Here is a 14,358-nt window from a genome sequence, read left to right as displayed (position 1 = left end):
TGTAATTTGCTGCAATCACATTGATTGATAATGTAATATAAATTTATCTCTGCAGGAGCCTCCTGGTGATCTCCGCTCATCAGGATTATCATAAAAATCACAAAAATCACAGTTACTTTTGCTATAAAGCACAACACTATGAATCTTAAAGCATGCATACCCTTAGGAACATTTTTATTAGCATCCGCTTTATTTGCCTGTCATCAGGCTGCCCCAAAGGAAGAACAGCAGCAATCAGCCGCTACAGTGGCTTTGCAGGCGCCTTACAGCCAGGTGTTTTATGATTCTCTACAGGTAACTATGCAGGCTTATTATCAGCTGTCCGCAGCATTCGTGAAGGCAGACAGTACAGCTGCAACCGCTGCAGGCGCGGCATTAAAGCAACATGTTGATAGTTTGCCGGTACATACCCTGCAGATGGATAGTAGTCATCTTGGTAATATTACCGGCATCACCGGCAGTATCAGCGCAGAATTGACAGGATTAGCCGGAGAAGCCGGACTGGAAGGCAAACGGGCCTCTTTTCAGATGGTATCGGACATGCTGTTTGACCTGCTTAAAAGTACGGGCTTAAAAGGTCAGACAATCTATCATCAGTATTGCCCGATGGCTTTTGAAGACAAAGGTGCTTACTGGCTGAGCGATAAAGCGGAAATACAAAATCCTTATTTTGGTCATAAGATGCTGAGCTGTGGGGAAACAAGAGATACTTTGATTTACAAATAAGTTAATAGGAAATCGTGGACAGTAATCGTAAATTACCGTTACTTATTATTGTTCACGATTTAGCCATATGTTTAAAAGGCATCGTTCCTTCTTTCTTTTATTTTTTTTGCTGTGTGGTTGTATACAAGTGCAGGCACAGCGATATACTGTTAGTGGCTATATAAAAGACAGTACCAACGGCGAATCCATGCCAGGGGCCACTATACAGATACTGCACAGCACCAACGGTGTACAAACAAACAACTACGGATTTTATTCCATCACGCTGCCCGCAGGAAATTATATCCTGCTCTTTTCTTTTCTGGGTTACGAATCCAAAGCACTTGCATTATCATTAAATGAAAATATCTCCGAAAACCTGGAGCTGGTGCCGCATGCCTACCAGGCGAAAGAGGTGGTGATCACCGATAAACGGAAAGATGCCAATGTTAAAAGCACGGATATGGGCCGGGTGGAGCTAACGTCTGTACAGGTAAAGAAATTGCCCGCGCTGATGGGAGAGGTGGATGTACTCAAAGCGCTGCAGCTGATGCCCGGTGTACAGGCCGCCGGCGAAGGCAATGCGGGTTTTTATGTACGTGGCGGTGGCCCCGACCAGAACCTTATTCTGTTGGATGAGGCCCCGGTTTACAATACTGGTCACCTTTTCGGCTTTTTCTCTGTATTCAATGCAGATGCCATTAAAAATACGACCCTCATCAAAGGCGGCATGCCGGCTAATTACGGCGGACGGCTGTCCTCCGTAGTGGATATTTCCATGAAAGAAGGGAATAATAAAAATTTTCAGGGAGAAGGCGGACTGGGGGCCATTGCCTCCCGGTTGTCATTTCAGGGACCAATAAAGAAAGATAAGGCATCCTTTATTGTTTCCGGCAGACGCACCTATATTGATCTTATAACAAAACCATTTGTCAATGGTACTTCGTATAACGGTTCGGGTTATTACTTCTACGACCTGAATGCGAAGATGAATTATATTTTTTCAGATAAAGACCGGTTATACCTGAGCGGCTATCTGGGAAAAGATGTCTTCGCCTTCAATAACGGCGATAGATCTTTCAAAGTAAAGATCCCCTGGGGCAATACCACCGCCACTTTGCGATGGAATCACGTTTTTAATAAGAAGCTGTTTGCCAACACTTCTCTGCTTTATAATGATTATCGTTTTCAGTTCAATGCCTTGCAGAACAATTTTACTATCGGCTTGTCATCCGGCATCAGTGATGGCAATGCCAAAATGGATTTCGACTATTATGTAAACCCTAAACATCATATAAAATTTGGCGGTAATTATATCTTTCATACGTTCACCCCTTCAACCGTTACTGGTCATCAGGACTCTACAAAGTTCTCTCCGGAAAATGCCTATAAAAAGTATGCGCATGAAGTAGCGCTTTATCTGATGGATGACTGGGAGATATCTCCCAGCTTTCAATTGAACGCTGGTATCCGTTACAGTGGCTTTATGCAGGTTGGACCCTATACCCGTTACCAGCGCGATGCTGCCGGCAATAAAACGGACAGTACAGTGTATCGCAGATGGGAACCTGTTACTTATTATGGTGGCTTTGAGCCAAGGATTATTCTGCGTTGGGCATGGAATGATAATAATTCATTGAAGGCATCCGTTACACGTAATTATCAGTTCATACATCTTGTTACCAATGCAGGCACTACGTTACCTACGGATGTATGGGTGCCCAGCACTTACCTGGTAAGGCCACAAATGTCGTGGCAATACTCCGCAGGCTACTTCCGTAATTTCAGGGATAACAGCTACGAAGCCTCCGCAGAAGTCTATTACAAGGATATGCAGCATCAGATCGAATACAGGCAAGGTTATACGCCATCGCTGAATGATCCGGAGCTGGACTTTGTATTTGGGAAAGGGCAGGCATATGGGCTGGAGTTGTTTGTAAATAAGAAAAGAGGGCGTTTCACCGGATGGGTAGGATATACGCTGGCCTGGACCTTGCGGCAGTTTCCGGATCTGAACAACGGAAAACAGTATCCGGCCAAGTATGATCGTCGCCACGACCTGGTGGTAGTGAGTACCTATGATTTGAATAAACACTGGACACTTTCAGGTGTATTTATTTATGGTTCAGGCAATACCACTACGGTACCGGAGCGGTTTTATTTCATGGAAGGTACACTGGTACAGAGTTATGGCAGTATTAATTCCTATCGTATGGCAGCCTATAACCGCCTGGATCTGGCAGCTATTTATACAAGAACACCTAAGAAGCCCAACAAGCGCATTAAAGGGAGTTGGACATTTTCTGTTTATAATGTATACAGTAGAAAAAATCCTTACTTTATTTATTTTGATCAGCAGGGAAATGCGGCGGATGGCTCGTTGACAGTGAAAGCCAAGCAGGTGTCGTTGTTTCCGATTATACCATCGGTCACGTATAATTTTAAATTTTAGGGGAGATGGGGATGTAAGAAAAGAGATAAGGTGGACTACGGGGTAGGGGGTTATTTCTTAATCATGAAATTAACAACGGCTATCAATGTGCCAATAATAGCAATGAATTGAACTATGCCAACAACATACATGCTGGTTTTAATTCTTCCTTCCAGCTCTTTGAGCTCAGATTTAGTGGCTAACTGTGCAACGGGAGCATCCAGCTGCTTTCCCAAAGATTCATCCAGTGTGTCAACCAGCTCCCTGGCTTTGTCATCTGACAAATGCAGGTCCTTCCTGAAGATGTCATAAAGTTTTAAATTTACTCCAAACATGTGTAATTGTTTTTTATTACAAAAATGAAATTAAGCAATTTTTTAACTGAATCCACATCGCCGTATAAATATTTATTTTTAAAATCCTTTGATCCAATGACATAGTTATCAAAAAGCTAACAAACTATTTCTTAACTTCGCAAACATTTTATAAAGGAAATATAGCCCATATGAAAAAGTATGGTGCTAACAGCAAAACGTATGATAAATATCACTTTTCCGGATGGCGCAGTTCGTCAGTATGAACCAGGGGTAACTGCATTGGACATTGCCAAATCCATCAGCGAAGGATTGGCACGTAAAGTATTGGCAGCAAAAGTTAACGGGCAGGTAGTGGATGCTACACGCCCGATATTAACGGATAGCACGCTTCAACTGCTCACATGGGTAGACACGGATGGTAAAGCAACTATGTGGCATTCCTCTGCGCATTTAATGGCGGAAGCCCTGGAAGCCCTGTATCCCGGCGTAAAGCTTGGCTATGGCCCTTCTATTGAGAATGGATTCTACTACGATATAGACCTGGGCGACCGCACAATCTCGGAAGAAGACCTGAAAAAGGTAGAAGCCAAGATGGTGGAGTTGTCTAAACAAAACAGTGAATATGTGCGTAAAGAAGTAAGCAAAGCGGATGCATTGACTTACTTTACGGAAAAAGGAGATCAATACAAACTGGAAACAATCAACGAACTGGCAGATGGAAGTATTTCCTTCTACACCCAGGGAGGGTTTACAGATTTGTGTCGTGGACCGCATATCCCGCATACCGGTTTCATCAAATCAATCAAGCTCACCAGCATTGCCGGCGCTTACTGGCGTGGTAATGAGAAAAATAAGATGCTTACCCGCATCTATGGTATCACCTTCCCTAACCAGAAGGAACTGGATGAGTACCTGACACTGATAGAAGAAGCCAAGAAACGTGATCACCGTAAGCTGGGTAAGGAACTGGAGTTGTTTGCCTTCTCTGAAAAGGTTGGCTTGGGATTGCCTATGTGGCTGCCTAAAGGAGCCATGCTCCGCGAGCGCCTGCAACGTTTTTTACAGGAAGCACAACTGGCCAGCGGTTACCTGCCGGTAGTAACCCCTCATATTGGTAATAAAAATCTGTACGTGACTTCCGGTCACTACGAAAAATATGGTAAAGACAGTTTCCAGCCCATGCACACACCTGAAGAAGGTGAGGAGTTTATGCTGAAACCTATGAACTGTCCGCATCACTGCGAATTGTATAAAGTATCTCCTAAGTCTTACAAGGATTTGCCGGTACGCTTCGCAGAGTTTGGTACCGTATATCGTTACGAGCAACATGGCGAGCTACATGGTTTAACCCGTGTAAGAGGATTTACCCAGGATGATGCGCATTTGTTTTGCCGTCCTGACCAGGTAAAAGAAGAGTTCCAGAAGGTGATCGACCTGGTAATGTATGTATTCAATAGTTTAAGTTTTACTGATTTTACTGCGCAGATCTCTCTTCGTGATAAAGAGGATCGCAGTAAATACATTGGTACGGATGAGAACTGGGAACTGGCGGAAAGGGCCATCATTGAATCTGCTGCTGAGAAAGGTTTGAGAACGGTAACGGAGTACGGCGAAGCGGCCTTCTACGGTCCTAAGCTGGATTTCATGGTGAAAGATGCACTGGGTCGTAAATGGCAGCTGGGAACTATCCAGGTGGATTATAACCTGCCGGAGCGTTTTGAACTGGAGTACATTGGTGCAGATAACATGAAGCATCGCCCGGTAATGATTCACCGTGCGCCATTTGGTTCACTGGAAAGATTCATTGCGGTATTGATTGAGCATTGTGCAGGTAAATTCCCGTTGTGGTTAGCGCCTACACAGGTTAAAATCCTGCCAATCAGTGACAAGAGCCAGGAGTATGCAGAAAAAGTCGCAGAATTGCTAAAAAAAGCGGAAATTCGCGCAGAGATAGATGACAGAAGCGAAAAAATAGGCAAAAAGATTCGTGAAGCAGAGCTGGCAAAGATTCCATACATGCTGGTGCTGGGAGAGAAAGAAGCTGCCGATAATGTCGTTGCTGTTCGTCGTCAATCAAAAGGTGATCTTGGTACCATGCAGCTCGAACAATTTACTTCAATGATAAATGAAGAGGTGGCAAACAAGAAGCCAATTGAATAGCCAGGTAATGAATGTGGAAAAGAAGTATATAAAAGAATGAACATTACTGAATTGAGGTATGTTATTTGCTTTAATTTTCCCCTTATTTTTGTAAAAATTGTTTTTGGTCCATGGAACGAAATATGGACCATGGACTATGGACAATTAATTAATTAATTTTATTTTTCTTAATGCAACAAAGACCCAGACCAACAAGTTTTGGCGGTAACAATCGGGGAAGAAACCCGAACTTCCGCAGGGAACAACAACAAGAACATCGCACCAACAGGATGATACGCGTTCCTGAGGTTCGACTTGTAGGCGAAAATATTGAGGTAGGTGTCTACAAAACTGAGGATGCGCTGCGTATGGCAGAAGAACAGGGTTTAGACCTGGTGGAAATTTCTCCAAATGCAGTCCCCCCCGTTTGTCGTATCATCGACTACAATAAATTCCTCTACGAAAAGAAGAAGAAGGAAAAGGAAATGAAGGCAAAGGCCCACAAAAGCGAAGTGAAAGAAATTCGTTTTACGCCTAACACCGATGACCATGACTTCGACTTCAAAGCCAAACATGCTGAAAGCTTCCTGAAAGACGGTAATAAGGTGAAAACCTACGTACAGTTTAAAGGTCGTGCGATCATGTTTAAAGAACGCGGTGAATTGATTCTTCTGAAGTTTGCAGAAAGGTTAGCAGAAGTAGGTGGTCTGGAAAGTATGCCTACCATGGAAGGTAAGCGTATGATTGCCATCTTTGCGCCTAAAGCAGCCAAGAAGAAGGAAAAGGAACCTAAGGAGCCAAGAGAACCCAGAGAGCCAAGGGAACCGAGAGAACCAAAAGAAGTAAAGGAACAGCCATCTGCTCCCGCTGCTGAAAGCAAGCCGGAAGAAGATAAAGCTTAATCTTTTTATATGTATTAAAAATGCAGCACAGGAAGGTGTTATACCTTGTTGTGCTGCATTTTTTGTTGTTGGTTGCAGTACAGTTATCTGCAGTTATTCCGTCTTTATACCTGTATTTCCTTCAATACTTTTTTAGCCCTTGATCTGAATCCTGCCGTAGGACTATTTTCCAGTTGATCTTCTATCAACAGCCTGATTTCGTTTTTAATTTCCGGATAGTCTTTAGCCAGATTGGCGAGCACCGTCATTGAGAAAGCTTTCACCGCCACTGTTTCTGTTGGCTCTTCTAAAAAGGTAAAGCAGGTATTCATCACGGCACCGTGTAGGTCTGACGGAATGGGGAGATATTGTAATACCCGCAGCACATTTCGTTTAACCGCTACCGGTAGACCGGCAGCTTCCATTTTTGTTACCATGGCCGGCAGGTGAGGAGTTAGCAACGCCGGGTGTTTTGCTGCTACAAAGCTTACTACCCAGGCCGCCCGCTGTACAACCCGGTAGTCGTCCTCCAGGAACAAGGTAATGAGCGTTTTAAAACGCGATGCATTGCCGCCTATCCAGGCCGCGATGCGCAATGATTGCGCACGAGAGTGTTCTGTTAATATTTCGCTCCGTAAATCCATACAGGCAGCAATTTAATGCGAAGCTTGCTAATCCTGTTATATTACGCTGCATTTGTTGTGTGAGCTAACAGATATTGGTAGGTTTTTTCCCGCATTCTTTCCATGTCTGCCGGGAGTACAGGCATGTCTGCCTCTTTTCCCATATCATCCCAGATCCTGATTTCGATGTATTGGTGAAATAATGGATCACTGCGGAATGCAGCTGCTTCTTCATCATTCATCGGGCCTCCCTGGTAGGTAAGGGTTTCTTTGCTGGCTTCTGAAAGCGTGTCGTAGTAGGCACTATCTGACCAGGTGAGGTAGCGCTTGGCAGCTACATGGCTGGATACCAGCTTTGCCATTCTTTCAGGAAAGCCGCACTCAATAAGGAAAGCCGCGCCTAAATGATCATGGGCGTGCGTGCCGTATGTACCCATTTGCTCACCCTGTTCAAAAAAATGACCAACATCATGCAGAAAAGCCGCCACAATCATTTCATCATCAAAACCTGTAGTTTCCGCTATCAGTGCGGATTGCATCATATGCATCAGCATAGTTACCTGTTCTCCATATGTTTGATTTCCATGGATGGCATACAGATCAAAGATCTTATTAACTACGGTGTTGACTTGTAATTCCTTGTTGGTCATTTTCGTGCATTGATAAACGTTAGTGTTTGTTTTTATCTCTCTCCAAATCAGTATCCTACAAAAATAACTGGTGTTACCAGTAAGTAAGCATCGGTATTGTTATGTTTATATTAATATCGGCATATCTATCATACACCAATAATCCATTACCTTTGACCTTTACAATCCATTCAAATCTGAGCCCTTGCTAAAAAAAGAACTGCGCGTCATCCTGGTATCGCTGATCGTTAGTTTCGTCCTCACCGTTGCTAAGTTCTCAGCGTATTTTATGACCCATTCAGTCGCCATCTTATCGGATGCACTGGAATCTATTATTAATGTAGTAGCGGGTGGCTTTGCGTGTTATAGTATTTACCTGGCCAGTAAACCCAAAGATGCTAATCACCCTTATGGACATGGTAAAGTAGAGTTTTTCTCCATCGGATTTGAAGGAGCGATGATTTTCATTGCGGGTATATTGATCCTGGTAAAAGCCGCACAGTATTTTCTTTATCCGCGTGACTTGCATCAAATCGAAAATGGTTTGTGGATTGTAGGAGTTACTACTATTGCTAACCTGTTTCTTGGTTTGTACCTGGTACGTTCAGGTAAACAATTGCCGTCTATTACCATCACCGGCAACGGACAACATATCATGACGGATGTTTACAGCAGTACGGGCTTAATAATTGCTTTAAGTGTCATTCATTTTACAGGCTGGAACTGGCTGGATCCTGCAGTATCAGTACTGATGGGCGGATTGATCCTGACCAAGGGCTATCAACTGATGCGCCGGTCCATCTCCGGACTGATGGATGAAACAGATATGAAAATAGTGGACAAAATAATTGTTATTTTATCTTCCCATCGTCGGCATAACTGGATAGATATACATAATATGCGTGTGCAGCAATACGGTAATAATTATCATATTGACTGTCATGTTACATTACCTTATTACCTGGAACTGACGGCAGCCCATGATGAAATGAAATACATTGAAAAGCTTGTCAATAGTGAGTTTAAGGGCAGTGAGGTGGAATTTTTTATTCACATGGATCCATGTATTCCTTCCTGTTGTCATTATTGTTTAAAAGAAGAATGTGCTGTGAGGAGTCACGATTTTATAGGAGAGATTGCGTGGACGAGGGATAACGTTTTGCCCAATAGAAAACATGGATAATATTTGTATCTGTAGATATTTTGTTTCAGAGATAAATGTTTTGCTAAAACAAAATATCTACAGATGAAAATGATTTTTATTCTTCTCCGGTTGCTTCATCACCATCTCCATGTCCGAGTATCTCACGGATTGGTTTTACTGCCTGGTAAATACCCCGGTCATATTTATTTCCTAAGATAATCAGCGTAGTAGAATCCTGCACAAAGCGATAGAATACAGTATTATTTCCATGCCACCAGCCGTTATGATAAATGATATTTTTAGTGCTGTCGGGATATACCATGAGTCGCCATCCGAGGCCGTAGTTACGTATACCTGGCTTTTCGTGGCTATATGGAGTATAGGCTTCCTTTAGTGTTGCTGCATTCAGCAGTTGACCGGAATACAATGCCTGATCCCATTTAAGCATATCCTTTGCCGTGCTGTAGATGCCTTTGTCGCCCATTACACCATCAAAGTAGGTATCTGGTTCAAACTGACCATTGTACTTATGACTTTGGGTTTGATGGGGGCGTGCAGCACCTCCCGGATTAAATACGAATGTATTGACCATGCCCAGGGGCTTGAAAATTGTTTGCTGCATGAATTCCGCATACTTCTGTCCGCTTACCTTTTCAATAATAGAAGCCAACAATAAATAATTGGTATTACAATATTGAAAATGTGTGCCCGGAAGATGCTGGATAGGCGGCTTATGTGTTTCCATTAACTTTATCACCTGATCATTGGTGATGAAGTTGGATTGATCATTCCAAAGACTGTCGCAGAAATAAAGATAATTAGGCAAGCCGCTACGGTGGCTTAACAACATGCGAATATTGATACCTTTATATGGAAATTCGGGAAAGAATTTTTGCAGCGAGTCATCCAGACTTAGTTTTTCCTTTTGTACCAATGTCAGCACAGCTGCGCCGGTAAAGGTTTTGGATACAGATGCCAGCTGAAAGGCGGAGCTATCTATTACCGGTATTTTAGTTCTGGAGTTTTCATATCCGTGGTATTGTTCGAAGATGATAACGCCTTTTCTTGCTACCAATATAGCTCCGTTGAAGCCGGAGTGTAATAGTTTACCGTTATAAAAAGCCTCCAGCTCGCGTTGCATTTGCACGGTGCGGGGGGATTTAAGAATGGCTTCCTTTTGTGCATCTGTCAAGCCTACTGTGTAGAGCGTACTGTCTGCAGTACGTTTTTTATTGTTCGCTTCCTTACGTGCTGCATTGCTCTGACAACTTGATACTATTGCAATTCCCGTTATGGTTAAGATAATACTTACCGCTTTCAATCGCTTCATTAGAGGAGTGTGACTACTTTCTTAATTCAATTTGACCCACAAAAAATACAAAGCGCTAAATTTAGACTCAATGTAAAAGATCGCCAAATAAAAACCATTGTTCCGGACCCTTTTAACATGTTTTTAAGCTATAATGCTAAAGAAACTTCAAAAAATGACCCTGATATGCTCTTTTTTTGATGAAAATCGAATTTGATGGTGGTAGTATTTGATTATTCCCAAACATCGAGTAGGTTTGTGCCTTGTTTTCCCCGCTATCAGCAATTATTAAGCCAATTGCAACACAGCAATACACATATAACTTAGTATAATATTATGGACCAGCAAAAGTCGACAAGTTATCCGAAAGAGAAGATCAGCATTTTATTGTTGGAGAACATCAGTGACGCCGCGGTGGCTGAATTTACCTCGGCAGGGTATAGTGTGCGCAAATTAACCGGCGCACTGAGCGAGGAAGACCTGATAAAGGAAATAAAGGATGTACATCTCCTGGGTATCCGTTCTAAAACACATGTTACCAGCAAGGTACTGGAAGCTGCCAGGAAGCTGCAGGCCATCGGTTGTTTCTGTATTGGTACCAACCAGGTAGACCTGAAATCCGCTACCCAGCATGGTGTAGCCGTATTTAATGCACCCTATTCCAACACCCGTTCAGTAGCGGAGTTGGTAATTGGATTATCCATCATACTCATCCGTCGCATTGTAGATAAAAATGCAGCTGCGCACAATGGGGTATGGATGAAGGAAGCCACCGGCAGTTATGAACTCCGTGGTAAAACACTTGGTATTGTGGGTTATGGTAACATCGGTAGCCAGGTAAGCGTACTCGCAGAAGGAATGGGAATGAACGTCATGTATTATGATGCAGAAACCAAACTGCCGCTGGGTAACGCCGTACAACAGCGTACCCTGAAGGAACTTTTCCAGGTAGCTGACATCATTTCCCTGCACGTACCTTCCAGCAAAACAACCACCAATATGATCACCAGGGAAGTATTGGCAGATGTGAAACCCGGCGCTATCTTCATCAATTATGCACGTGGTGAAGTAGTAGACCTCGATGCGCTGAAAGACGCACTGGTAAGCGGACAGCTGTCAGGTGCAGCTATTGACGTATTCCCCGTAGAACCCGAAAAAAATGGCGCTGCATTCAGCACACCACTGCAAAAATTATCTAACGTAATCCTCACACCGCACATTGGCGGCAGTACGGAAGAAGCACAACATAATATTGGCCTGGATGTGAGCAGTAAAATGCTGAACTACCTGGAAAAGGGCGCCAGCTTTGGCTCACACACTGTGCCCGCTATCAGTGTACCTCCAATTGAAAATACACATCGTATCCTGCACGTACACGAAAACGTACCGGGTGTGTTGTCGGCTATTAACACGGCGCTGTCAGCCAATAAAATTAATATCCTGGGGCAGTATCTTAAAACCAACGACCAGATTGGTTATGTAGTGCTTGATGTAGATACACAGTTGTCGCAGGAAGCGATTGCATTGCTGAAAGAAGTGAAGCATACGATTAAGACCCGTTTGCTGTATTAATAATTGTTATGAGTTTACGAAAAAGCAGGGAGAGATCCTTGCTTTTTCTATGTTGCATTATAATTTACCCTCTTTTTATACCCGTTCACCGACTCTTTTCCCCCTTATACGCTTTTTCTGCTTATTGTATCAGATTTCTTTGTTAACCTTGTAGTGCAACTGAAAAAAAGTAACGCATGAAAATGACCAGGGCACTGATAACAGGAGCGGGGCTGATAACCGGGCTTCTGCTATCTATAAATGTTTCCGCACAAGATAGTGAACCCAATAAATGGGCTCCAGCCAATATTAAAATTGACGGACAGGCTACTGAATGGCCTAAACCACTGCAGTTCTATAACAACGTAACTAAGTTATTTTACACAATAGCCAACGATAAGGAAAATTTGTACGTAATAATAAGCGTGCCTGATCAACAAAGCCAGGTGAAAATTATGCGTTCAGGTTTTACATTTTCTGTTAATCCTTCCGGTAAAAAGAAGGGTGGTGCTTCTATCACTTTTCCGCTTACAGCTAATGTAAATACAGGTGCACCGGATGTACCAGAAGCCTCCCGTGCACTGATTGCAGGCGAGTTGAAAAAACAGATACTTGCTAATTTGAAGGAAATTAAAGTAGATGGATTTGACAGTATTCCGGATGGCAATATTCCTGTTCAGAATACGTTTGGTATTCAGACAGCTGCTACATTTGACGCCGCCGGCAACCTGGTTTGTGAATTGGGTATACCGTTGAAAGTGCTTGGAATAACAGCGGGGAGCGATAAACCAATAGCTTACCGTTTTAAAGTAAATGCCCTGAAAAGAGAAGATAAGAAAGAGCAAGAGGCTAAACGTGCTAAAGGACAACCACCTCCAATGCCAGGTCAGGGTCCCGACACATTTGCTATGTATTATTCCGCAGACTTCTGGACCAGACAAACTTTGGCAACCCATTAGTTAGCACCCCATTTCATATAGTCTTAACCGTTGTTATGGATAAAAAATTGATTTCTGCTGCAACCAGGGCCATGCTGGCCGGTTTGTTATGCACCGCATTATTGATAGCTTGTCGTAAAAAAGATGTACCAGCTCCATCCGTAAACCCCGGTGGTGGCGTTACGGATACTATTTCAGATGCAGTGGCGGAGGATTCCCTGAAGTACCTGATGTATCAAATTATGCAGGTAACTTATGGTGATGGTGGAAGAACTGCTGCTGGTGGACTGCCTACCTATTATTGGTATTCCCAGATTCCAAAACTGAATCCTTTTGACAGTCAATATCCCAATGCAGATACACTGTTAGCCGTGATGAAACGTTATGCGATCAATTCTGCCACCGGAAGACCTTATGATCATTACAGTTTTCTGGACCGCACCGGCGCGCTGACAAATAAATTGATGAATGGGGTATCTGCACGGGCATTAGAGGCCAATAACAGTGATTTTGGATTAGAATATGCACCTGTGTTGTCCGGTAATAATAATAATGGGGTACAGCTTTTTGTATTGTATGCAGATAAAAATGGCCCTGCCGGAAGAGTTGGTGTTTCAAAAGGATGGGAAATTACGTCCGTAAATGGTACCACCTCTTTCACTAATACATATGCATCTTTAAGGTATGTATATGATGCTATCTTTGGCTCTACCTCCAGCGTAACGCTTGGTTTTAGAAGGCCAGATAGTACGCTATTCACCGCTACGCTCAGTCCGGGTCCGTACAATATAAATCCGGTGCTTTTTGACACCGTATTTACAGTGAAGAATCAGGTTGGAGCTAGTCAAAAAGTTGGCTACTTTTCAATGTATACCTTTGCTAGTGTGATCAATGATAAGGGGCAACCAACCAATACCAAAACGGTGCTGGATCAAACTTTCAGCAAGTTTGCTTCACAGGGTATCAGGAACCTGATTGTAGATTTACGGTATAACGGTGGAGGCTCTACGAATACTGCGGAATACCTGGATAGCGCCATTGCACCAGCATCTGCCGCAGGCAAAACAATGTATACCTATAAGTATAACGATAAGCTGATGGCTACCCTGAATGACAACAAGCTAACTACACAGGTTAATTTTGCTGCTCAAACCAGTGGACTATTACTGGACCATGTATTTTTTATTACAAGCAGAAATACAGCTTCTGCCAGTGAGCTTACACTGAACAACCTGAAACCTTACATGAGTGTAAAACTGGTAGGAGATACTACTTACGGTAAACCGGTAGGCTTTATTGATTTTAATATTTCCGCATATCAGAAAACGGGCGCTAAAAAATATCTGGCAGATCTTTATGCAATTAATTTTGCTACACATAATGCAAAAGGCGAAGGAGACTACTATACAGGTATTCCTGTAGATGGATTGGCAGTTGATTATGTAGATGTTCCCTGGGGAGACAAGAGGGATGCAAACCTGATACAAGTATTTAATTATATCAATAATGGTGCATTTAAAGCGAGAATTGCACAGGCAAGGGTAAGTGCAGCAGTCGGTGGTAATTTACACACGGCTATTCCAAATGCTAAACCACTGAATAATTTTAATGGTATGGTGGATTACAGATTGAGCAGAGCAGTATCAAGAATAAAATAAATTTTTAGAGAGATATTTAGTTTCGGTGGAAGA

At 43.0% G+C, this 14,358-nt stretch carries 12 protein-coding genes; 8 read left to right on the top strand and 4 right to left on the bottom strand.

Translation table 11 applies throughout. The annotated features are described in order from the left end of the window. The first annotated feature begins 138 nt into the window (after positions 1-138). Together CLV51_RS24225 and CLV51_RS24220 are read left to right on the top strand one after the other, a co-directional pair. Positions 139-726 (top strand): DUF3347 domain-containing protein, encoded by a 588-nt coding sequence (locus CLV51_RS24225; protein ID WP_106530692.1) that lies wholly within the window; start codon positions 139-141, stop codon positions 724-726. 67 nt (positions 727-793) lie between these two features. Beyond that, positions 794-3,157, top strand: coding sequence for a TonB-dependent receptor (locus CLV51_RS24220; RefSeq protein WP_106530691.1), 2,364 nt, complete (start codon positions 794-796; stop codon positions 3,155-3,157). A 50-nt stretch (positions 3,158-3,207) separates the two neighbouring features. On the opposite strand, the gene CLV51_RS24215 is transcribed toward CLV51_RS24220, so the two are convergent. Beyond that, positions 3,208-3,471: a hypothetical protein gene (locus CLV51_RS24215; protein ID WP_106530690.1), complete on the bottom strand. Its 264-nt coding sequence runs from the start codon at positions 3,469-3,471 to the stop codon at positions 3,208-3,210. A gap of 201 nt (positions 3,472-3,672) precedes the next feature. On the opposite strand from CLV51_RS24215, the gene thrS reads away from it, so the two are divergent. Beyond that, entirely contained in the window at positions 3,673-5,613 is a 1,941-nt protein-coding gene (gene thrS / locus CLV51_RS24210; RefSeq protein ID WP_106530910.1) for a threonine--tRNA ligase, read from the top strand. A 170-nt stretch (positions 5,614-5,783) separates the two neighbouring features. Further along, on the top strand, positions 5,784-6,494 hold the full coding sequence (gene infC, locus CLV51_RS24205) for a translation initiation factor IF-3 (protein WP_106530689.1): 711 nt from the start codon (positions 5,784-5,786) through the stop codon (positions 6,492-6,494). A gap of 104 nt (positions 6,495-6,598) precedes the next feature. Here infC and CLV51_RS24200 read toward each other — a convergent pair whose 3' ends face one another. After that, positions 6,599-7,117 (bottom strand): hypothetical protein, encoded by a 519-nt coding sequence (locus tag CLV51_RS24200; protein WP_106530688.1) that lies wholly within the window; start codon positions 7,115-7,117, stop codon positions 6,599-6,601. Positions 7,118-7,158: 41 nt separating this feature from the next. Next, positions 7,159-7,746 (bottom strand): HD domain-containing protein, encoded by a 588-nt coding sequence (locus tag CLV51_RS24195; protein ID WP_106530687.1) that lies wholly within the window; start codon positions 7,744-7,746, stop codon positions 7,159-7,161. Between the two features lie 184 nt (positions 7,747-7,930). Here CLV51_RS24195 and CLV51_RS24190 point away from each other — a divergent pair, with 184 nt between their 5' ends. Next, positions 7,931-8,908: a cation diffusion facilitator family transporter gene (locus tag CLV51_RS24190; protein ID WP_106530686.1), complete on the top strand. Its 978-nt coding sequence runs from the start codon at positions 7,931-7,933 to the stop codon at positions 8,906-8,908. A 76-nt stretch (positions 8,909-8,984) separates the two neighbouring features. Here CLV51_RS24190 and CLV51_RS24185 read toward each other — a convergent pair whose 3' ends face one another. Further along, positions 8,985-10,199: a serine hydrolase domain-containing protein gene (locus CLV51_RS24185; RefSeq protein WP_245898935.1), complete on the bottom strand. Its 1,215-nt coding sequence runs from the start codon at positions 10,197-10,199 to the stop codon at positions 8,985-8,987. Between the two features lie 315 nt (positions 10,200-10,514). Here CLV51_RS24185 and serA point away from each other — a divergent pair, with 315 nt between their 5' ends. The 3 genes from serA to CLV51_RS24170 all read left to right on the top strand — a co-directional run bounded on the left by serA (position 10,515) and on the right by CLV51_RS24170 (position 14,325). After that, positions 10,515-11,750 (top strand): phosphoglycerate dehydrogenase, encoded by a 1,236-nt coding sequence (serA, locus tag CLV51_RS24180; protein WP_106530685.1) that lies wholly within the window; start codon positions 10,515-10,517, stop codon positions 11,748-11,750. A 176-nt stretch (positions 11,751-11,926) separates the two neighbouring features. Continuing rightward, a complete protein-coding gene (locus CLV51_RS24175; protein ID WP_106530684.1) occupies positions 11,927-12,688 on the top strand; it encodes a hypothetical protein in 762 nt (253 codons plus the stop codon). A gap of 35 nt (positions 12,689-12,723) precedes the next feature. Further along, positions 12,724-14,325: a S41 family peptidase gene (locus tag CLV51_RS24170; protein WP_106530683.1), complete on the top strand. Its 1,602-nt coding sequence runs from the start codon at positions 12,724-12,726 to the stop codon at positions 14,323-14,325. Positions 14,326-14,358 lie beyond the last annotated feature (33 nt).

Source organism: Chitinophaga niastensis (assembly GCF_003014755.1).
In the GTDB taxonomy this organism is placed as follows: Bacteria; Bacteroidota; Bacteroidia; order Chitinophagales; family Chitinophagaceae; genus Chitinophaga; species Chitinophaga niastensis.
Note: the sequence above shows the minus strand (reverse complement) of the source record. Positions and strands in the feature narration are given on the sequence as shown.